This is a genomic window from Fodinibius sp. GM108 (genome assembly GCF_058386985.1).
The window spans coordinates 118,191-139,327 of sequence record NZ_JBYEIR010000006.1 but is presented as its reverse complement, the minus strand read 5'-3'; the positions used below and the strand labels follow the sequence as shown (position 1 = coordinate 139,327).

General features: G+C 42.5%; 17 protein-coding genes. 4 read left to right on the top strand and 13 right to left on the bottom strand.

What is annotated here, in order from left to right:
- Positions 1–8 precede the first annotated feature (8 nt).
- The 3 genes from radA to ACT3ID_RS12475 all read right to left on the bottom strand — a co-directional run bounded on the left by radA (position 9) and on the right by ACT3ID_RS12475 (position 3,699).
- Positions 9–1,379 carry a DNA repair protein RadA gene (gene radA / locus ACT3ID_RS12485; RefSeq protein ID WP_491542378.1) on the bottom strand — a complete coding sequence of 457 codons (1,371 nt, stop codon included), beginning with the start codon at positions 1,377–1,379 and terminating at the stop codon, positions 9–11.
- A complete protein-coding gene (locus ACT3ID_RS12480) occupies positions 1,379–2,467 on the bottom strand; it encodes a lysylphosphatidylglycerol synthase transmembrane domain-containing protein (RefSeq protein WP_491542377.1) in 1,089 nt (362 codons plus the stop codon). Before ACT3ID_RS12480 ends, radA begins: the two co-directional genes overlap by 1 nt.
- 155 nt (positions 2,468–2,622) lie before the next feature.
- The gene (locus ACT3ID_RS12475; protein ID WP_491542376.1) at positions 2,623–3,699 is read right to left on the bottom strand and encodes a class I fructose-bisphosphate aldolase; all 1,077 of its coding nucleotides are present in this window, start codon (positions 3,697–3,699) and stop codon (positions 2,623–2,625) included.
- Between the two features lie 189 nt (positions 3,700–3,888).
- On the opposite strand from ACT3ID_RS12475, the gene dusB reads away from it, so the two are divergent.
- Positions 3,889–4,881, top strand: a complete 993-nt coding sequence (dusB, locus tag ACT3ID_RS12470) for a tRNA dihydrouridine synthase DusB (protein WP_491542375.1) — start codon at positions 3,889–3,891, stop codon at positions 4,879–4,881.
- A gap of 386 nt (positions 4,882–5,267) precedes the next feature.
- Positions 5,268–5,489, top strand: a complete 222-nt coding sequence (locus ACT3ID_RS12465) for a hypothetical protein (protein ID WP_491542374.1) — start codon at positions 5,268–5,270, stop codon at positions 5,487–5,489.
- Here ACT3ID_RS12465 and ACT3ID_RS12460 read toward each other — a convergent pair.
- Genes ACT3ID_RS12460 through serS form a run of 3 tightly spaced genes read right to left on the bottom strand, consistent with a single transcriptional unit; the run spans position 5,486 to position 8,457 of the window.
- Positions 5,486–6,361, bottom strand: a complete 876-nt coding sequence (locus ACT3ID_RS12460; protein ID WP_491542373.1) for a mechanosensitive ion channel family protein — start codon at positions 6,359–6,361, stop codon at positions 5,486–5,488. The genes ACT3ID_RS12465 and ACT3ID_RS12460 overlap by 4 nt on opposite strands.
- Before the next feature lie 37 nt (positions 6,362–6,398).
- Positions 6,399–7,157: a DUF432 domain-containing protein gene (locus ACT3ID_RS12455; RefSeq protein ID WP_491542372.1), complete on the bottom strand. Its 759-nt coding sequence runs from the start codon at positions 7,155–7,157 to the stop codon at positions 6,399–6,401.
- 28 nt (positions 7,158–7,185) lie between these two features.
- Positions 7,186–8,457 (bottom strand): serine--tRNA ligase, encoded by a 1,272-nt coding sequence (serS, locus tag ACT3ID_RS12450; protein ID WP_491542371.1) that lies wholly within the window; start codon positions 8,455–8,457, stop codon positions 7,186–7,188.
- 516 nt (positions 8,458–8,973) lie between these two features.
- Between serS and ACT3ID_RS12445 the strand changes: the two genes are divergently transcribed.
- Positions 8,974–9,450 (top strand): Lrp/AsnC family transcriptional regulator, encoded by a 477-nt coding sequence (locus ACT3ID_RS12445; protein ID WP_491542370.1) that lies wholly within the window; start codon positions 8,974–8,976, stop codon positions 9,448–9,450.
- A gap of 102 nt (positions 9,451–9,552) precedes the next feature.
- On the top strand, positions 9,553–10,974 hold the full coding sequence (locus ACT3ID_RS12440) for a hypothetical protein (RefSeq protein WP_491542369.1): 1,422 nt from the start codon (positions 9,553–9,555) through the stop codon (positions 10,972–10,974).
- On the opposite strand, the gene rpoN is transcribed toward ACT3ID_RS12440, so the two are convergent.
- From rpoN to ACT3ID_RS12405, 7 genes are all read right to left on the bottom strand, one after another.
- A complete protein-coding gene (gene rpoN, locus ACT3ID_RS12435; RefSeq protein ID WP_491542368.1) occupies positions 10,967–12,463 on the bottom strand; it encodes an RNA polymerase factor sigma-54 in 1,497 nt (498 codons plus the stop codon). The genes ACT3ID_RS12440 and rpoN overlap by 8 nt on opposite strands.
- Positions 12,464–12,795: 332 nt before the next feature.
- Entirely contained in the window at positions 12,796–13,938 is a 1,143-nt protein-coding gene (dprA, locus tag ACT3ID_RS12430) for a DNA-processing protein DprA (RefSeq protein ID WP_491542367.1), read from the bottom strand.
- Positions 13,901–14,917 (bottom strand): GTPase ObgE, encoded by a 1,017-nt coding sequence (obgE, locus tag ACT3ID_RS12425; protein ID WP_491542366.1) that lies wholly within the window; start codon positions 14,915–14,917, stop codon positions 13,901–13,903. The genes dprA and obgE overlap by 38 nt, the downstream gene beginning before the upstream one ends.
- 2 nt (positions 14,918–14,919) lie before the next feature.
- Positions 14,920–17,109, bottom strand: a complete 2,190-nt coding sequence (locus ACT3ID_RS12420) for a S9 family peptidase (protein ID WP_491542365.1) — start codon at positions 17,107–17,109, stop codon at positions 14,920–14,922.
- Between the two features lie 97 nt (positions 17,110–17,206).
- The gene (accD, locus tag ACT3ID_RS12415) at positions 17,207–18,058 is read right to left on the bottom strand and encodes an acetyl-CoA carboxylase, carboxyltransferase subunit beta (protein ID WP_491542364.1); all 852 of its coding nucleotides are present in this window, start codon (positions 18,056–18,058) and stop codon (positions 17,207–17,209) included.
- Between the two features lie 172 nt (positions 18,059–18,230).
- Positions 18,231–18,887, bottom strand: a complete 657-nt coding sequence (gene tsaB / locus ACT3ID_RS12410) for a tRNA (adenosine(37)-N6)-threonylcarbamoyltransferase complex dimerization subunit type 1 TsaB (protein ID WP_491542363.1) — start codon at positions 18,885–18,887, stop codon at positions 18,231–18,233.
- A gap of 256 nt (positions 18,888–19,143) precedes the next feature.
- Entirely contained in the window at positions 19,144–21,123 is a 1,980-nt protein-coding gene (locus tag ACT3ID_RS12405) for a DUF3858 domain-containing protein (protein WP_491542362.1), read from the bottom strand.
- Positions 21,124–21,137: the final 14 nt, after the last annotated feature.

The window sequence follows — 21,137 nt, the reverse complement described above, 5'->3', positions numbered from 1 at the left end:
CTCTTCAGTTAATCCTGAAGGGCTTTTTTTATCGAAGCTGATATATTTGTTACATCTGTGACAGTTAATTCATCACTTGATGTTACTTTATTGGCTTTCGGGATTATAGCATGCTCAAAGCCGAGTTTACGGATTTCGCCGAGCCGCTGCTCAATTTTGTTTACAGTGCGCACTTCGCCTCCCAGCCCCACTTCACCGAGAAATGCCATTTTATTAGAGATTGGCTTATCAATCAAGCTGGATACTAGTGCCGAGGTAACCCCCAAGTCAGCAGCGGGATCGTTTATTTTTAATCCACCCGCTATATTCAGATATACATCCTGCCCCGAAAATTGATAGCCGCCCCTCTTCTCTAAAACAGCCAACAACAGAGACAGGCGCCGATAGTCAAAGCCGTTAGCCGTCCGCTGCGGAGTTCCGTAGTTACTTGGTGTTACGAGCGCCTGCACCTCAACCAATAGCGGTCGTGATCCTTCTACGGAACAAATTACCGCATTCCCACTAATCTTCTCATTATATTCTGAGAGAAACAGCTGTGACGGATTCAGCACATCAATCAGTCCTGATTCTTTCATCTCGAACACACCAACTTCCTGGGCCGGACCAAAGCGATTTTTGATACTGCGAAGCATCCGGTAGTTGTAATTGCTATCCCCCTCAAACTGCAGGACCGTATCTACCATATGTTCGAGCACACGCGGACCTGCAATATCTCCCTCTTTCGTAACATGACCGATCACAAGCGTTGTTATATCCTGTTTTTTAGCCAGCTGCTGTAAAAGTGCTGCACACTCTTTCACCTGTTGAATACTACCGGCCATGCTTGTAAGCTCAGTGCGATAAACGGTTTGTATTGAATCAACAATCAGTAAGTCAGGATTCAACTTTTGTGCTTGTTTTAAAACTTTATTGATATCCGTCTCGGTAAATATGTAGAAATTGTTCGAACTAACACCAAGACGCTTAGCCCGCTGCTTTATTTGGGCTGCCGATTCTTCTCCTGCACAGTACAAAATATCCAGATCAGGACGTGCTTCCCCAATTTGAAGTGTAAGCGTGCTTTTACCGATACCGGGCTCACCGCCAATTAGGACAAAGGAACCAGGCATAAATCCACCGCCAAGCACACGATCAAGCTCTTGAATATTACTGAAAAACCGCTCCTCAGCTTCTGCTTCAATCTCATCCAGCTTTTGCGGATCTTCGGATTCTTTTAATCCCTCAACTTTCCCCTTGTGCTCCTTTTCTGATTTCGTCTTGCGCTCAACCTTAAACTCTTTAAAGGTATGCCAGCTACCGCAATTGGGACAGTTTCCCAGCCATTTAGTCGAAGAATGTCCGCACTCTCCGCACACATATTTCATTCGATCTTTAGGCATTATACTGACTTAGATGAGAGATCACTTTCAACTGGCTCTTCCGATGAATCATCAAAAGTATCAACTACGGATCGATTTACATACCAGGTAGTAGCCATCATACCCAGTCCCACAGTGATATAGTAACTGATTATCCGCCATGCAAATACGGCCAGTCCGATAAATGCTTTACGGTCAATGAGCGGTCCCTGGAAAATAGCAAACAAGCCCTCTACTCCACCACTTCCGCCCGGCGTAGGCATAATTAAAAATGCGAGATTCATTGCCAAACTTCGCAATATCGATAGAATTACATCCGCCGGCAGTAGACTTAAGACTACTATAGTAGGTAATGCTACACGACAAAGCCAAGACATCGTGGATAGAAAAAAAGCTTTGAACAAAAAGCTCTTGGGCTTTTTTCTAAGTTCATGCGAATATTCTACAAGATTATCGGCCTCTTCCCTGACCTTGGCTCTCCACCGTTTCAAAAAAGGCAGTCGAAATACAAAATTGACAACTCTCTTTATGGCATTTGGATTTTTGAGCACTCCGTAAGCCATCAATCCAGCATAACTTAACAAGCCTATATATAGTAATGCCATCGAAGCGTGCCCCACCATACCCGTGTTATTGGGAACTACCTCGAAAAAAAGTCCCGATACTACTAAAAGCGGAACCGCGAGGGCAAACCAAAGCTGGTCGAGTAACAGGCTGTAAAGGATAATAGCAGTGGACTGGCCGAAGTTGAAACCCTCTTTTGTCATTGCATAGGTAGCCATGGGCGCCCCGCCAACCACAGATGGTGTAATAGAAGAAGTAAAATCCCAGCTGAGCATCACCCGGAAAGAAGCCATCCAGTCCAACGCTTTTTCAGATAGATACCTGATTTTTGCAGCCGAAAATCCAAGTCGAAGAAATGAAACCACAACAGCGAGAATAAGTCCCGGCAATCGTTTTGGCTTTAGGTGCTCCAAAACCCCTGGCGTATAGGTTAGATAAATCAGAAACGCCATTGTGGCGACACTTAAACTGATCGATATGACAAGATATTTTTTTGAAAAATACCTTTTCGGATCATCTTGTATGTGCTCTTCCTTGGTGGTCAACTACAGCTAAGTCTAAATTTATAAGTGCGGATTTAATATAATACAAAAACACAGGAGAAAATCGGGAACATCTGATCCACAAATAAAACAAACCGAGACTATAAAAAAGGCCTTATGGAAATCACCATAAGGCCCCGTAATAGAAAGTTGTAAATTTATGCCACGGTTATATCATCATCCAGGTACACATCCTGAATCAAGTTTAGTATCCGGACTCCCTCGTCCATAGGTCGCTGAAATGCCTTTCGCCCGGTAATAAGTCCCATGCCACCGGCACGCTTGTTAATTACAGCTGTGCGAACTGCCTGGGCAAAATCGTTTTTACCGGATGCACCGCCTGAGTTGATGAGCCCGGCACGTCCCATATAGTTATTTGCTACCTGATAGCGAGTTAAATCGATTGGATGTTCACTACTGAGTTTATCATAGATATCTTCGTCGAGCTTACCGTATGACGAATCACCCATATTCAAAGCTTTATAACCGCCGTTGAGGGTAGGCTGTTTCTGTTTAATGATATCGGCCTGAATGGTTGCTCCAAGATGATTTGCCTGGCCAGTTAAATCAGCAGCGGAATGATAATCAGTACCATTAACTTTAAAAGCAGAATTGCGTGTATAGCACCATAAAATCGTAACCATACCCAGTTCATGAGCACGCTCAAATGCTTTCGATACTTCCTGTATTTGCCGGCTGGACTCTTTGGATCCAAAGTAAATCGTGGCACCAACAGCCACAGCTCCCATATCAAACGCGCGCTCAACAGAGCCAAACATAATTTGATTATACTCATTGGGATAAGTCATCAGCTCGTTATGATTAATCTTAACGATAAACGGAATTTTGTGAGCATATTTCTGGGCAACCGATCCCAATACACCAAAAGTAGAAGCAACTCCGTTGCATCCGCCTTCGATGGCAAGCCTTACAATTTTTTCAGGGTCAAAGTAATCAGGATTGGGCGCAAAAGAAGCACCACCGGAATGTTCAACACCTTGATCAACAGGTAGTATCGATACATATCCAGTTCCTCCGAGTCGACCATGTCCCAACAATGTCTCCATATTTCGCAATACACGCGGGCTGCGATCAGAATCAACTAAAATATCATCAACATAATTTTCACTCGGAATATATAATTTTTCTTTGGGTATGGTCTCACACTTATGTGTTAGTAAATCTTCAGCCTCATCCCCAAGTAGTTCTTCAATACTCTTTGTTGCTAAAGCCATGGCTTAGCTCCCGTTATTTTTTAGTAATGTTATTTATTTAGAGACCAATAATATAAGTGATTCATAATGAAATGACTAGTCATCTGTGACAGGCAAAACCATATAACATTAAATAATACCTTCCATCGATCTTCATTAAAAAAATCTATATCTTTATCGGCTAAATAAGGATACATTCAAAAGTTTGTTATGAAAATAGGTAGTCTTGATCTGGGCGACAACCCCATTCTTCTTGCTCCAATGGAAGATGTCACGGATTCTCCGTTCCGTACTATTTGCAGGCGGCGGGGAGCGAGTATTGTATACACAGAATTCATCAGCTCGGAGGCTATTGTTCGAGATAATGATCAAGCCATTCATAAAATGGATTTCACCGAAGATGAACGTCCGTTCGGTGTACAAATTTTTGGTGCACGAGAAGAAGCAATGGAAGATGCCGCTAAGTTTGCCGAAAGTCAGAATCCTGATGTTATAGATATTAATTTCGGGTGTCCTGTATATAAAATTGCTAAAAAGGGTGCCGGAGCCGGATGCCTGCGTGATCTTGACATGATGGAAGAAATGGCGGCTAGTGTTGTGGATGCAGTTGACAACATTCCGGTTACAGCTAAAACCCGCCTGGGCTGGGATGACCGGACAATCAAAATTCGAGAAGTAGCTCTACGACTCCAGTCGGTAGGCATCAAAGCTCTTGCCATCCACGCCCGTACACGTTGTCAAAAATACAAGGGTGATGCCCGGTGGGAGTATCTAAAGCATGTTAAAGAAACTCCAGGTCTCGAAATTCCGATCATTGGAAATGGTGATGTAACGTCTCCACAGGAAGTAAAACGGATGTTTGAGGAAACGGGAGTTGATGGTGTAATGATCGGCCGCGGTGCTATCGGTAATCCCTGGATATTTGAACGATCTCGGCATTACCTGGAAACGGGTGAATTGTTGCCTGAACCCTCTGTTGAAGAACGTCTTGAGCTGTGCGCTGAACAGCTTCGCCGTTCGGTCGACCATCACGGTGAACGGTATGGCGTAATCATTATGAAAAAACATTACGGACAATATCTGAAAGGAGTTCGTAATAGCCGTCAACTGCGAGCGGATATCATGAAAGAAAAAGAGATGAAACCTATTCTTGAACTCTTGCTCAACTTTAAGGATCAGGAAATGTTCGCCGTAGCTTCTTAGCAGCTAATTCTCAAATAATCAGAGGTGGGTTTTCTCAAATGAGTGTCGGAGGAATCATATCCTGTAGACTTTCCTGAAATAATAAAACCGAATCCTCTTCCATAGGAACTAGGATGAATGGAAAGGATAATCTACAAACCTGTACCACAGAGTTTCACAGAGCATTCACAGAGGTTCACAAAGAGGTTTTTCTCTGTGGTTCTTTGAGCTTCTCTGTGAAACTTTGTGTAATAACGTATTTTCTCAGTCAGGGCTAATTTCCACCATCGGTTTATGGAATAGCCTCATGCTGCCCTGTTATGGTTAGGAGAATTCATCGGTTATTTTTGAATCAATTATCCTGATCGAACGTAAGCTGTTGATGAATCCCAAGAAATGTAATTTCCATGCTAAATCGAATCCTCCGCCTGCTTGCAGCCGGATTAAATGCTTATAGTTTTTACTCCAATCCGGTACGGTTTATCATCAGTGTCCTCTGCATAATTTTCATTCCCTATCTTGCCTATGTCTTCTGGGGCGCCCTTGTAATCATAATCCTTTCGGCATTAGGAATTTATTTCATATATAAAGCCATCACCAATGGAAAGAATAATACAACATACTACTAACTGCCATCCTGCTGTAATTTCGATGCTTTATCAACCATCTCAACCTGCAAAGGCTTAGATTCTGATCCAGTATAAAATGAGACATGTGGAAATGGAATTTCAATACCTTCTTCGTCAAATCGTTTCTTGATCTCCTCTTGTATTGAATTTTTGAGGTGGATCCATTCATCGACAGGTGCCCATATCCTGAAATCCAGATCAATGGAAGAAGTGCCAAACGCCTCAAAAATAATTTGCGGCTCGGGTTCGCTTAGCGAATACTGATTCTTCTCGGCCACATCCAGCAAAATCTCCCGGACCTGATTTATATTTTCTTTATAGGCTACGGAAACTTTTGCATTGAATCGCCGGATTGGGAACCGGGTCAGATTAATGACTTCAGTTTTAATGATCGTTTCGTTGGGAATGCGTACAAACATATTATCAAATGTGCGAAGTTTCACAGAAAGCACATCAATAGACATCACGATGCCGATGGTGCCTCCCACATTGATGATATCATCCACCTTGAATGGCTGTTCTGCAATCAAAAATAACCCGCTTATTATATTTGATACGCTGGTTTGTGAAGCAAAGCCAAGTGCAACACCGACAATACCAGCTCCTGCAAGCAGTGGAGCCAGGCTGATTCCCAGCTGTCCCATTATGCTGATAATCATCAACACTAAGCCGGTGTAAAACACGATTTTACCGGCCAGCATACCATAATGGGGAGCATATTTTTTAGAAAAAAATGAGCGGGCCCATCCCCTGAGAACAAACAACAGCGGTAAAGTGATAACGATGATTAGAAGTACTTTAATCATCAGGTGAAACGTATCTTGGGAGACGTAATCGGTTATATCAAACCAAACTTGCTGGATATATTCCATAATATAAGTAGTAGGTGTTGTCTAAATTTTTTGGATTTCAGAAAAAGCGCTTAAAAGTACGGGTAGCCAAGCTTTTCTGTATCTTTTTTCGCGGTTCGGTAATCAGCTTATCCCTACTGATACCATCAGGGAGTTTCCCGCTCATGATTACATCGCTGTTTAAACTTTCGCCGTGATAGATGATCTCGGTTTCGTCGGCCCATAATTCGTTCTCTTGCTCGAACATTTTCAACCGCTCCACTCGATAGCAAAAGTTCTCAAAATTAAGGTCATCTTCTGATTTATTAGAAACAGAAATGGGACAGTTTACCAGGTACGGCTTGGGATCAACCTGTGATAAACTTCTGCGGGCTTTCGTAGTAGCATGATAGCAAAGCTCTCCTTCGATAAAGTCACCAAACCAGGTGCGCGAAAGCTTAACTGTCGGTATTTCTAACAGTTGATAATTAATGGCCGGAATCCGGATACAGACCCATATTGGTATTCGAGCAAAAATATCGATCTTGGTACCGGGACTGATCTTCAACGGATACTCTGATTTCACAACCAAAGGCTTATCCGGAAATACAGGCTGCAGTTTTATTTTGCGAATCTCACTCTTTATAGCCCATCTACTCCACTCCAGATCATCCGGAGGATCAGAAATATTTTTCTTGTTAGAATCCTCATACTGATGGCCAATCCAAATGTCGGCATCTTTTAATAAGATCCACAGTCGAAGGTCCCCGATAGAAATCGATTCAATTTTTCCGAGCTCGAGTTCCCATTCACCCCAAATATTTTGAACTTCTGTCATATTTGTTGAGTATAGCTTGTCTTTAAAATCAGTTGATCACATTCGTATTCATATATGGCTGCAAAACGTCAGGCACTTTGATGCTACCATCCTTTTGCTGATAAATTTCCAGGATAGCCGCTACCACCCGCGGAAGCGCCAGTCCAGAGCCATTTAATGTATGCAATATTTCTGTATCTCCATTTTCTCTGCGATGCCGCAACATCATCCGCCGCGCCTGGAAACTGCCAAAATTAGAGCAAGAACTTACCTCTAACCAACGCTTCTGGCCCGGACTCCAAACTTCCAGATCGTATTTTTTTGTCTGTGTAAAACCCATATCTCCGGTGCACATCAACAATGTACGGTAGGGAATATTGAGCTCTTCAAGCAGAGATTCAGCATATTCGCGTAAGCTTTCCAGCTCATCATAAGCCGTATCGGGATGTACCATTTTTACCAGCTCCACTTTGTCAAACTGGTGAAGGCGATTCAGCCCCCGTACATCTTTTCCGTACGATCCCGCTTCGCGGCGCCAACATGGGGTATAGGCAACATAATAAAGGGGGAGATCTTCATTTTTTATGATCTCCTCACGATGGAAATTTGTTACCGGTACTTCAGCGGTGGGAATCGTAAAAAAATCATCGCGCGGTATCTCGTACATCATATCTTCTTTATCGGGGATCTGTCCCGTGCCGCGAGCAGAATCTTCATTCACAAAATAAGGTACCTGCAGTTCGGTATATCCCTGCTCTGTGGCTTTATTGATAAAATAATTGATCAGAGCACGCTGCAACCGCGCCAGCGGCCCCACATAGAAAGGAAATCCAGCACCGGTTACTTTGGCTCCCCGCTCAAAATCAATATATCCTTTCTCTTCGACAAGCTCCCAGTGAGGTTTTCGCCATTCTTCCTCATCAGGTGTTCCCCACGTTTTAAAAACCTCGTTATCATCTTCCGTCTGTCCAACCGGCACCGACTCATGAGGCACATTGGGAATTTGCAACAACAGATCTTCACGAGCTTGTTTTAGTCCTTTAAGCTCATCTTCTTTCTCCTGAATATCTTCTTTCAACTTACTGGTGTATTGGATGATTTCCTGGGCCTCTTCTTCTTTGCCCTGCCCCATCAACTGCCCAATTTTTTTGGCCTTCGTATTACTTTCGTTTCGTAGATTATCGGTTTCTTCCACCAGTGAACGCCACCGTTCGTCAACACTCAATACTTCATCTACAATTTCGGGAGCATCTACTCCCTTATTCTTCATTGCTTCTTTTACTTTTTCGGGATTTTCACGAATAAAAGCGACGTCTAACATTGAAATTATTTTTAACGATTCAGATTCATTTGGGCTAAAGATAATAAAACTTGGGGATTTGTAAGGAAAGGATATAGATAATGGAGAAACCGTAAGCTGTCAGTATTCAACTGCCAGCAAAGCTAGTAATTGGCGGCTAATAACTCACTCTCCTTTACGCTCTGTGGCTAAGAATATGGGCGCCTCCGCATCCTGCCATACACAGAGCGTATACTTCTTGTCCCGACGCGGAGCATCGGGACAAGATAGTATATAAAACTATAGCCTCTCGTGAGCAAGAGCCACTTGCTCCTCGTTCCAAAGCTCCTGCTTCGGAATAATTTGCTACATTCCCGAGCTGGTGCTTGGGATGAGATTGGAAGGTTATTTAACCGCTGAACGGGTAATATACTAATTAATAGCTATTCTCTTATTCTTTAAAATTTTGGTCGATTTATCTTTAAAACTGTTTGATCTCCTAAGTAATTTAGGTTATTTTCCAAAAAAAATAGAAAATTAAGGAAAATTCCCCTAATTATGGCTCAAGGTTTAGATGAGATTGATATTCAAATATTAAAACACTTGCAAAAAGACGGCCGCTCTCAACGGAATAAGCTGGCTGAAATCGTGCACCTTTCTGTGCCTTCCGTCTCAGAACGTATGCGTAAACTCGAAGAAAAAGAATTGATAACAGAATACCGTGCCATTCTGGATGGAAAACGGTTCAAGTTTGATATAACGGCATTTGTATTTGTTGAAGTAGACAGTTCTGATAACTACCCAAAGTTTGTAGAGAAAGCAGTTGAGGAACCAGAAATACTGGAATGTCATTCCATCACCGGTGATGGCTCTCATATCCTGAAGATAAGAACTGAAAATACTGCATCATTTGAAAAACTTCTCTCTCGAATTCAATCATGGGACGGCGTAAGCAAAAGCCGATCTAATGTTGTACTAAGCAGTTTTAAAGAAACAACAGAACTGCCGATTGAGAAGACAATTGACCCGAAATAAATATCAGACCTACAAACATTGACAAAAATTCGGTCCCGCCTTCTATTACTTGTGTTAATCATACTTTCAGGGTCCCATTTTTCGGCTTACGCACAGCGCAGCGTGGGAGTACAATGGGAGGAACCCGAAAGCCAGAAGACGGCAATCGAACAGCTTCAGCGATATAACCAACTTGGTGTTTCGATACTTGAAGTTAAATCACCGCTTTCGCCGAATATCTGGGAAGAAACAGACAGTTTGGGATTAGAGGTATATGGCAGTTTGGATATTCAATTTCCAACTGCCTCCCTCTTTTCAGATCCGGATTCAGCCCTGATTGAGACAATAGAAAGCAAGACATCGGCTTACCTGTCTCAACAATCTGTTCGGGCTATAAATCTCTTTGAATATGGAGCTATTCATGATCCGTCTTTTTGTCAAGGCCTGCAGATTATTGCTGAACAGATTAAAGAACAACGGCAGATTAACTTATATTTTACCCATCGACAAACTGCCGATCTTGATACACTATCTGTTGATTACATGTTTTGGGATGTGTTCATTTCATCCGCAAATATAGATACACTTTCTATTCCCCGGCATTCGGCTGTTGGCGGATATCTTTTTTCTCCCTCTCAAAATTTGCAGGAATATTTAACGCCGTTCAAAAAATTCCTGAATCTCACCAGGTCTGCCTCTGACAAGCCCATCATTTTAAAACAACAATGGCTCAACTCTACTTTGGATAACCATCCACAATTCTCAAAAACGCTACAGTCTATATCTTCAAAATCAGAGGTGGTTTTCCCCCTTCCGGAAGAATCGTTACCCACTTCACAAGTTTCAGTTCTGCCTATATTATTATTACTTGCTGTATGGGGAACACTTGCCCTGCATTTTAATTCCAGTCCTCTGTATCGCAAATCTTTGTTCCGTTATTTTACCGCCCATAAATTTTTTATAGAAGATATTTTTCAGCGATACATTCGATCTTCATTACCGGCACTGCTTATTATTCTGCAAAATAGCTTCTTATTGGCTGCTTGCATTTATGCGACTCTTTTTGGCCTTTTAACACCCCTGGGCGAAGAAGCACTTACCTATCACTTTTCTTGGTTCAGTACTTTTGATTCCGGCCTTTTCTCCATATTTATCTGGAGCTTACTACTAATTTTACTGACTTCTTTTTTGAGCATTCTATGGCTTTATCTAAGTCACAAGAGAATCAGCTCATTCACCCAAATCGCAACAATATACGCCTGGCCACAGCAAGTAAATATAATATTGGGCACAATAGTAATCACTCTTTTCTCGGCAGGTGCAGATCCTAATACCGTTACTGCCTTTACTCTTATAGCTTTGGTTGTATTTATATTAAGCTTTCTTTTTGCATCGATAGATACAGCCCGGTTTGCACGATCCAAAATACTGCATCAGGCAAAAACAAGTTTCCTTTATCTGACATTGTGGGTGGGAGCAATGGTTTGGATCGTCAGTACTGAAGAATGGATGGAAGTTATTTTTCTGTCGCTAAATCTTAAGTGATCTGCTTGCGAAGGCGTGCTACCGGAATATTAAGCATTTTACGATATTTGCTAACCGTACGGCGGGCCACCTTGTATCCCTGCTTTTTCAGCTTTTCAGCAATGGACTGATCGCTCAGAGGGCTATCTTTATCCTCATTATTTACAATCTCCCGAACGGCATTCTTCACTTCCCGGCTCGACACTTCTTCACCGTTCTCCGTTTCGATTCCCTCACTGAAAAAATATTTCAATTCAAATACACCAAAATGTGTCTGAACATATTTACCATTTACCACACGAGAAATAGTTGAAATATCAAGGTTTACGCGCTCGGCGATATCTTTCAGAATCATCGGCTTTAATCCTTCACCATGCTTGAAGAAATCTTCCTGCAGCGCCACGATCGTTTTCATGGTATTCATCAACGTATTCTGGCGCTGGCGAATTGAATCAATAAACCATTGGGCCGACTCTATTTTATTCTTAATAAAGTTCTTCGTCTCTTTTGTCTGCTTGGTCTTCTTTTTTTTCTTCTTGAGATCATCCCACATCTCTTTGTAGCGGGGAGAAATGCGCAGTGGAGGAACATTGCCGTTATTTAGTGTTATTACAAAATCACCGGCGTCTTCGTCATCGTCATTTTTCTTTTCAGAAGGCTGATAATAAACCTCAAAATCCGGTTCAATATAATTTTGTGTATCATCAACGGCATTTCCCACGCCGCCCGGTTTCGGATCCAATCCTTTAATACATTCAAAAGCTGCTTTTAACTTTTCACTACCTATATCCAGCTTCTTCTTGAGCTTTTTAAAATGCTTCTTCTCAAACAGATCCCAGTGGTCGCGCAGCATTTGAATGGCTATTTGACGAGCTTCCGAATCATTCTCCATCATCTCAAGCTGAACCAGCAGACAATCACGCAAATCACGAGATGCTATACCTATGGGATCTAATCGTTGGATCTGCTTTCTTACTTTCTCAACCTCTTCTTTTGAAGTAAGTGTACCTTCATTAAAAGCAATATTGTCGACAACCGCTTCGATCTCGCGTCGAAAGTATCCATCATGATCCAATGAACCTAAAATCTGATTGGCAATTAATTTTTGTTCCTCACTTAGATTCAACAGGCTTACCTGGTGCTCCAGTTCTTCAAGCAGCGTTTCATGATACGGATTCGGCAAGTCGCGCCAGCTCTCATCACCGCCACCGCCTCCACTATAACTTCCACTACCGCTATAGCTTTCGTCATCGTCATGCATATACTCATCCCAATCGATCTCATCATTCTGATCTACCGGATCAAGCTCTTCATTATTTTCAGTCTCCGTTTCCCACTCCTGGCTTTCCATTTCATCCAGTGAATCATTCTCTGCTTCTTCCAACACAGGGTTAACTTCCAGCTCTTCTTTAACACGTTGTTCTAACGCTATAGTAGGAAGCTGCAGAAGCTTAATATACTGTATCTGCTGCGGTGACAGTCGCTGTTGTTGCGACTGCTTCTGATTCATCTGTTGGCCGGTTTTGAGCATTACTTCAGCCTCTTTTATTTGTTCTTAAAACTTCTTGTCTCCAAGATACCTTTTCTATCAACTAATATAAATCCCCAATTCTGATTTTTGGCATTAAATTTGTGTAATAAAATTTTGGAGATATTAATTACGAAAAAAGAGCTACATTTTTTAAGGAGGAAATTCGAAAGACCATCCATGTCGTGCTGAATCCTGTCTTAAAATCGATTCAGGGTGATCTGATGCTAAGTTTTGCTTAAAAAGCCTTTAATCGATTTTCACCTATAGATCCTGAAATAAATTCAGGATGACACCTCCCTGAGAATTTTTACTTAACAAAGCTCAAAATTCTTTCCTGCTTTCTGTGTTATACATCCTTTCATCTCTAATTCAAGCAGTTTGGGCAGCAACTTGTGAGATTCGACTTCCAGCTCTTCGGCAAGAGTGTCAATATGCAGAGGACGTGATTCGAGCACCTGACAAATTTGAGAAGAAAATTCATCCAGCTCTACTGTTTTCCAAATTTTTTCTGTAAATGCTTTTTCCGGCTTCGCCTGATCATGCTCGGGATCATAATGAACTTTTATCTCTTCCATAATATCCTCAACATTCTGAACCAGCTTCCCCATAGCACGTTTAATCAGAGTGTTACAACCTACCGAATTAGGATGCCCCAAAGCATGGGGAATAACAAATACCTCCCTGTTTTGGTCAAGAGCCGATTTTGCAGTAATCATACTACCGCCGTCAATTCCTGATTCCACAACCAGCGTACCATAACTCATTCCACTGACAATACGGTTACGGACGGGAAAGTTTCCCATATCGGGTTTTGCACCAAGTGGAAACTCCGAAATTACAGCTCCGCCCGTCTCAGCAATTTTTCCGGCCAGCCCAATATGATCTTCAGGATAAATCCAGTCGATACCCGATCCCAATACAGCCACTGTTTTACCTCCTGCATCAACTGTCGCCCTGTGGGCAACTCCGTCGATCCCAAATGCCAATCCACTGACGATTGTCAGCCCCTGCTCTACCAAAGTCCGGGCAAATTTATCCGCCATTTTGCGACCATATTTACCTGCTTTTCGCGTGCCGACAATAGATATGCTGTGGGTATCCAATACGCTGCGATCTCCTTTAATCCAGAGCATGATAGGCGGATCATAAATTTCGCGCAGCAAAGTGGGATAATCGTCATCCCAGTAGGTCATAATCTGTGCACCGATGCGATCCGTTTTCTCCAGAATCCGATCCACCTCATCCCATTCGTTGAAGGTGACTATATCATCGGCCGTCTTAGGACCAATACCATGGATTTGCTCCAGTTCGTGACGTTCCAGGCGAAAGATCAGCTGTGGATGGTCAACGCCCTGTAGTAACATCCGAATACGTTGCGCACCCAAATTATCGATAAGATGTAAGGCAATAAATTCTCTAACCGGTGGATTCTTTGTCTTCTCTTGATGATTCAATGTCTTGCAATTGGTTCCAGATGAGTTCTTTAAGTTCATCTATATGGTAGCCCGTTGCAGCGGAAATTTCAACTACCGGTATATCAATATCAATTTCCTGATCCAATTCATAGTTTTCCTGAAGATCCATTTTAGTAATAGCAAGGATGCGCGGCTTATCAAGCAGGTCTGAACGATAGGCTTTTAACTCATCTAAAAGCGCATTGTACTCGTATTCCACATCCTGTTGCGAACTCACCATAAAAAGCAGCAAATTATTCCTCTCAATATGTCGCAGAAACTGCAATCCCAGGCCACGTCCGTCGTGAGCTTCCTCAATAATACCGGGTATATCGGCCATCACAAAGGTACGGTAATCGGCCATCGTTATGACCCCCAGGTTGGGCTGAAGCGTTGTAAATGGATAGGAATCAATTTTTGGTTTGGCACCCGACATCGCCGAAAGCAGTGTGCTTTTACCCGCATTCGGAAATCCCACTAAACCTACATCGGCAATCAGTTTAAGTTCAATTTCGATAGCCCGCTCTTCGCCTTCTTCCCCATCCTGTGCATGACGCGGCGTTTGATTGGTTGAGCTTCGAAAATGCCAGTTTCCCAGACCTCCTTTGCCGCCTTCGGCCACAACAATCTCCTGATCATGCTCAGTAAGTTCGCCAAGACGCTCTTTCGTGTCGGCATCATAAATAACACAGCCCAGTGGAGCTTCTAGTATTTCATTTTTACCATCTTTACCCTTCCGCTTGCTAGACTCTCCTCGCTGTCCATCTTCGGCGTTTACATATTTTCGATAACGGAGATCGAGAAGCGTATTCAACTGTTCGTTACCTTTTAAAACGACATCGCCTCCATCGCCGCCGTCACCACCATCAGGGCCACCTTTGGGTACATACTTCTCTCGTCGAAAGTGAACAGCTCCGGGTCCCCCGGATCCACCGGTCACATAAACTTTAGCATAATCAGCAAAATGTACTCGGCCCATATCTATAGATTTTCCAGAATAAAATTATTCAACTTCTTAAACAGATGTTTACGGGTATTTCCGCCGTATATTCCATGCGTCCTGTTGGGATAAAACATCGTTTCAAACTGTACTCCAGCTTCAATAAGCTTATCTACAAACTGAACAGTATTTTGGAAATGAACGTTGTCATCACTGGTTCCGTGAACCAGCAGATAATTTCCCTCAATCTGATCAGCATAGTTCATAGGAGCCCCTTTTTTATATCCCATGCTGTTCATTTTTGGTGTCTGCATAAAACGTTCGGTATAAATGGTGTCATAAAACTTCCAGTTTGTAACAGGTGCCACAGCAATAGCAGTATTAAACAAATCGCTACCTTTCGCCAGCACGAGTGTTGATAGAAATCCGCCGTAGCTCCAGCCCCAAATTCCCAACCGTTCCTCATCGATATAATCATAGTTTTCTATCAAATATTGGGCGGCATCAATCTGATCCTGTACCTCGTATTGTCCCAGCTTACGGTAAAGCTGCTTTTCAAAATCCCGGCCACGGCCTCCTGTTCCCCTGTTATCAACACTAACTACAATATAACCTTGTTTGGTTAGGTAGCGGTGCCACATCGCACGTTGGCCCGATGAAAAAGATTTAGTCACCGTTTGGCTGCCGGGTCCGCCATAAGCATAAAATAAAACCGGATATTTCTTTTTCGGATCAAAATCGTGAGGCTTCAAAATATAAGCGTTGAGCGTGGCCTGCCGCAACGGAACTTTAATATACTCTTTTTCGGGCATCTGGTACTGCGACAGTGTATCTTCGAGAACAGTGTTATCTTCAAGCGTACGTACCTTTTCGCCATCGTCTGTATACAGGGTAAACTGGGGTACGGTATCCGGATTAGAAAAGGTTTCGATATAAAATTTGTAATCGCGACTCATATTGATCTTGTTCCATCCCTCACCGTCGCTGATCTTTTTCTTTCCCGTACCGTCAAGATTGATACTGTACAGATGGCGCTGAAGAGGAGATTCTTCGGTACTCACATAGTAAATCTTGCCGGAATCCTCATCACATCCCACAAAATTGGTAACCTCCCAGTCACCTTCTGTTATCTGGCGGACCAGTTCGCCATTCATTTTATATAAATAGATATGATTATACCCTGATTCTTCGCTGGTGTAGATAAAATGTTCACCGTCATTCAAAAATCTCAAATTATCATTTACGTCAACCCAGGCATTGTTGGTCTCCGTTTTGATGATTTTTGTATCTCCTGTGTTCACATCGGCCAACATCAAATCCTGTTTATTCTGCAGGCGATTCATGCGGCGGATAGCCAGCGTATTGGGATCTTTTGTCCAGTTAATACGTGGGATGTATTGATCGTTTTCAGAATCGATATCCATCCATGTCGTTTCTTCTTCTGTCAGATCGTAAACCCCAATTTTAACGATCGAATTCTCTTCACCGGCTTTTGGATATTTAAAACGTGTTAGTCCCGGATACAGATCCCCCCATTCGGTCATCACAAATTCTTTAACCCTCGACTCATCGAAGCGGTAGAAGGCTATTTTTTCTCCGTCCGGAGACCAATACCAGGCTTTGGCGATGCCAAACTCCTCTTCATAAACCCAATCGGCTGCTCCATTAATTATCTTATTGAATTCTCCATCCGTAGTTATTGCTTTTTCTTCTCCTGTCTCCAAATCCACCCAATAGATATCATTCTCCTGCACAAAGGCTGCTTTATCACCGGTCGGAGAAAGTTTGGCGTATTGCTGCTTTTGATCCGATTCAGTCAATCGTTTTAGCTTTCCGGTTTCGATATCGTAGATGAAATAATTTTCCCGCGTACTGCGGCGCCAGATTGGCTCTACATCACTTTTCAGCAAAATTTTTTGCTCATCCGCAGAAAACTGGTATCCCTGAATCAGGATTGGCTTATGGCGATTTTTCAGGACCAGATCGGTTGAGGAAACTACTATATCATATTCACCGGTAACAACATCATATTTTCGCAGCTCTATATTTCGGGAAGTTCGTTCCAGCGTAGTATAATAACGGCCATCTTTCATCCAATTTATATTCTGGATTCCATTCGGCGTAAAACTCTCATCAAAAATATGATCGAAAGAGATGGATTTAGCCTGCTGGGCCGAGAGAGGTTGAGTAATCCAGCCAACAAATAAAATCAGGAACAAAATTTTTCTCATTGGCATGTTCACTACCGTTGAAATGTATTAAAATATCTACCGCGGTGGGTAAAGGATAAGAGCCGTTATCGGGCCTATCAGACCAACTGGGTAACTTTTACTCCTCAAATTTATGCTGTAGAATTTTTATGAGCTTTGTAAGTTTATCTTTGATCTGTGGCCGTGGCGTGATAAAATCCAGGAAGCCATGCTCAAGTAAATATTCCGACCGCTGAAAACCCTCCGGAAGATCACGTCCGATTGTTTGACGAATAACACGCGGACCTGCAAAACCGATAAGAGCTTCAGGTTCAGCGATGTTAAAGTCGCCGAGCATGGCAAAACTGGCCGTTACACCTCCTGTAGTGGGGTTGGTCATCAGCGATATATACGGTACACCGGCCTCTTCAAGCTGTGCCAGTTTTGCTGATGTCTTGGCCATCTGCATCAAGCTTAGCACACTTTCCATCATCCGTGCTCCACCAGATTGAGAAATAATAATCAGCGGGAATTCATTTTCGCGTGCATGATCAATGGCCCGGCCGATACGTTCGCCTACAACCGATCCCATACTTCCGCCGATAAAATCAAAATCCATACAGGTTATTACCACATCAAGCTCGTTCATCTTGCCAACTCCCACACGTACGGCATCACTGTGACCTGTTTTTTCCTGATATTCTTTTAAACGATCGGAGTATTTTTTACGGTCCTCAAATTCCAGCGGATCTGTAGGAACAATATCCTGACCAATCTCCTCAAATTCTCCGTCATCAAACAGAAAAGAGAAATACTCATTACTGCCAATACGAAAATGATACCCACTCAGCGGATCGACCCACAAATTGTCTTCGAGCTCGCGCCGATGCACCGTTTCTCCAGTCTTGGGAACTTTCACCCATACGCCCTCGGGCATCTCTTTCCGCTGATTGGTTTGAATGTTTTTGTCTTTTCTCTTAAACCAAGCCATAAGGAATTAAATTTCTTTTAAAAGGAACCCAAAAATAATGATTCTGGCTCGAAGCTAAAATATTTTTATTCGGATGTAATTAGGTTCTGCAAGTTATTTAATTACAGGAATAAAAAATGTGTAATAAAGAAATCAACTGTCAACAAACATATAAATCAGAAATAATAAATAATTAAACCTGATTGGATGTATAGTATTTCGGATCAAATAATTCAGCGTCCGTTTGATGGTAAAACTGATCAGCTCCTGAGTTATATAATTTGATCAATGAGCTTGCCGAAATTTTATCCGCCCCAAAAGTTTTAGCTTTCTGGCACACATTTTTATCAATTCGTTGTATGCCTGTTCCGACTATAGCATCTCCGCTGCGAACCATCTTTTCAAATGCTCTAATAGGGATAACTTCTACTTCGTCATTAGAATATAGTTGTCCGCCATCATACTTAAATTTTTGGTGATAAACATGAACGCGTCGTGCATCAATAATACTATGAATAGTTTTTGACGAAGTATCTGCATCCACTGCATTTATAGCAAACGAAGCTAGTGTATTTACCCCATATAGTAGCACTTTTGTCTGAAACAATAATCCTTTGACAGCACTGGCGCTGATCCGTAATCCGGTATATGAACCCGGACCCTCACTTACCAGCACAGCATTTAAATCGGGAACTGCAAAATTATGCTCGTCTTGCAGCTCTTCAATGAACAAAAAAAGCTGCTCGGAATGTGACCCGCGCTTTTCGATCCGTTTTTCAAAAACAGATCCACGGTCATCACAAAACGCCACGGCGCAGACTTTTGTCGCTGTTTCAAGTGCTAGTATCATTGATTGTTCTATAATTTATCAGATGCTCTTTTTTTAACACCCAATATAATAAAAAGCTAACCTGTGTGATTTCTAAAACTTTTTACCCACGGATGAATCCGTGGCCTAAGAATTTTATCAAAAAAGCTCACTTGAAGTGAGCTTTGTTTTTTTTGCTTCTAAGCCTGATGATTCATCTTCAGGCTTTAAACAACTCCGTCGTCACTCCGCACCAAGACAGTGTCCGACTACTCATCCGACGAATAAAACCAGAAAATCAGTCCTCTATCAACCAGGCTGTATTACTTAACTCGGTCCAGTGCTTATATAGCTCATAAAGCTGTGGAAAATAGTCGGCAGAAAATTCTTTCTGCGAAATATCGATCTCATATCCATAATCTAATCTGCCTTGATTCATATCGTATTGTTCCCTGAATTCGGCACCCACAAAATTCAGTGATTCATTCTGTCGCCCTTCATCCACCGAATATCCCGACGGCAATGTTATAGAATAGGAAACATCTAGTTTTTCGGGCGAATCTAATGTGATTGGGAACTTTCTGGTGGCTTCATCGAAAGGATTTTCTGAACGATACCCAACGATCATCGGTCTGAATTTGAGTCCGTCGGTAAAACTGGTTGCATAGTTTGGAATTTCAAAGTGACCTGAAATTTCAATAGGCTCTCCGATTTTATCAATATTATCAATGCTAACATCATTTAATATTACTTGAGGATAACCGTCAAAAAGCGTTTGCTGTAAAATTTCTGCATTGCCACTCCCGTCAGCTTTCTGACGACGTACAAGCTGGGCCGGATATCCCCGATGTGTGGCATCAACTTTACCCTTCAGCGTACCATCAGGATCAAGTTGGGCATCAATAATTACCTGGAGCTCAAATTTACTTTCTGCAGGTTCAATATTGATCCATTTGTAGTCATTTTGTTCGAATACAATTCCTCGACTGCCATACGTATCAGAGGGGACTAAACCCGGATAGCTATGAGGAAAGCTTGCATCCATAAAATAATATTGGCCCGCAATCTCAGATCGTACCAGCTGCCCGTTAAATTGATAAAAGGATGGGAAATCCATATTAATTTTCCCCGCCTCGCGCGTTGATGTAACCACCGGATCGGCCTCGATTCCCGCTCCACGAAGCATAGCAATCAGCGTTTGGTTTATAGCTGCCTGATCTGCTGACTGCCCGCCAATTACCGCTTCACCTCGCATACTGCTATAGGGAGTATGTGATCCCGAAAAATTAACCCGGCGATTCAAATAATGAAATATGCTATCCTGAATAACCTCTTTGGTATGCTCATTCAATGAACGGGCGATAGAATCTCCTTTCGCCTCGGCCATTTTATTTTGACTGATTTGCTCCCACGGATTTGTCTTTTCACGCATGCGAGCTACCACAACCTCCCAGCTGTTCTCCAACTGCTGACGCGGATTACCAAATTCACTGAGCATAAACTGTATTTTGCCCCGATAATCATCCAGCGACGAAATAAATGCTTCCTCAGTAACTGCCGGGACATCACGGGCGATCCATCGTTCTGTTACCACCGGCGGCGGCTGAGGCACAGTAAAAACTTTAGGGACCGAGCTGGTATCAGTGTAGACAATATCATTCTGAAGTTGGCCGTCATAATTTTCAATATGTGCCTGGTACCGCAAATATTTAGGATACGTAATCGTCACTTTCGCATTCGATGTTGGTACCTGGTGGGACAGAAAAAAATCGGGCAGCTCCTCGATATACCGGCGCTGAATCTCATAGCGGTATTCCACTACGGCTCCTTCTTCTACTGCCGGCATCCCAAACTCTTTTACATTATATCGTGGATTTATATTGATAGTGCGAATGTCCTGCTCTTGCAACGGAATCTGTTTTCCTGAGGGTAGATGGGTGTATCCCTCAATAGACATAATCTGTTCCATATTATTTTCAAAATAGTACGGGATAGTAATGATGGAAGCTTCTGGATCTTCTGCATCAAAAACTTTCCGGCGTACATGATACTGCAGAACAGCAATAATCGATCCCTCTGTTTCCCGAAAAGAAATATCAAGCTCTTTATTTACTATCTGGTGTGAAAACTCCTCGCCACTTGGAGATTGCATCTCGAATAAAGAATCGGGAACACTGCCAAACTCGGCATCAGGAATCTGCTGAGCGTTAGCAACAGCGCCAAGGAACAAAAACAGTAAAAGAGTACTAGTTAAGTAATGATGCAAAGAGGTTATCATGTCGTTGAGATTTT

Excerpts from the sequence above, each read along its gene's own strand:
- radA (WP_491542378.1), bottom strand. The coding sequence starts at position 1,379 with ATGCCTAAAGATCGAATGAAATATGTGTGCGGAGAGTGCGGACATTCT.
- ACT3ID_RS12475 (WP_491542376.1), bottom strand. The coding sequence starts at position 3,699 with ATGGCTTTAGCAACAAAGAGTATTGAAGAACTACTTGGGGATGAGGCT.
- dusB (WP_491542375.1), top strand. The coding sequence starts at position 3,889 with ATGAAAATAGGTAGTCTTGATCTGGGCGACAACCCCATTCTTCTTGCT.
- ACT3ID_RS12465 (WP_491542374.1), top strand. The coding sequence starts at position 5,268 with ATGCTAAATCGAATCCTCCGCCTGCTTGCAGCCGGATTAAATGCTTAT.
- ACT3ID_RS12460 (WP_491542373.1), bottom strand. The coding sequence starts at position 6,361 with ATGGAATATATCCAGCAAGTTTGGTTTGATATAACCGATTACGTCTCC.
- ACT3ID_RS12455 (WP_491542372.1), bottom strand. The coding sequence starts at position 7,157 with ATGACAGAAGTTCAAAATATTTGGGGTGAATGGGAACTCGAGCTCGGA.
- serS (WP_491542371.1), bottom strand. The coding sequence starts at position 8,457 with ATGTTAGACGTCGCTTTTATTCGTGAAAATCCCGAAAAAGTAAAAGAA.
- ACT3ID_RS12445 (WP_491542370.1), top strand. The coding sequence starts at position 8,974 with ATGGCTCAAGGTTTAGATGAGATTGATATTCAAATATTAAAACACTTG.
- rpoN (WP_491542368.1), bottom strand. The coding sequence starts at position 12,463 with ATGAATCAGAAGCAGTCGCAACAACAGCGACTGTCACCGCAGCAGATA.
- obgE (WP_491542366.1), bottom strand. The coding sequence starts at position 14,917 with ATGGGCCGAGTACATTTTGCTGATTATGCTAAAGTTTATGTGACCGGT.
- ACT3ID_RS12420 (WP_491542365.1), bottom strand. The coding sequence starts at position 17,109 with ATGAGAAAAATTTTGTTCCTGATTTTATTTGTTGGCTGGATTACTCAA.
- accD (WP_491542364.1), bottom strand. The coding sequence starts at position 18,058 with ATGGCTTGGTTTAAGAGAAAAGACAAAAACATTCAAACCAATCAGCGG.
- tsaB (WP_491542363.1), bottom strand. The coding sequence starts at position 18,887 with ATGATACTAGCACTTGAAACAGCGACAAAAGTCTGCGCCGTGGCGTTT.
- ACT3ID_RS12405 (WP_491542362.1), bottom strand. The coding sequence starts at position 21,123 with ATGATAACCTCTTTGCATCATTACTTAACTAGTACTCTTTTACTGTTT.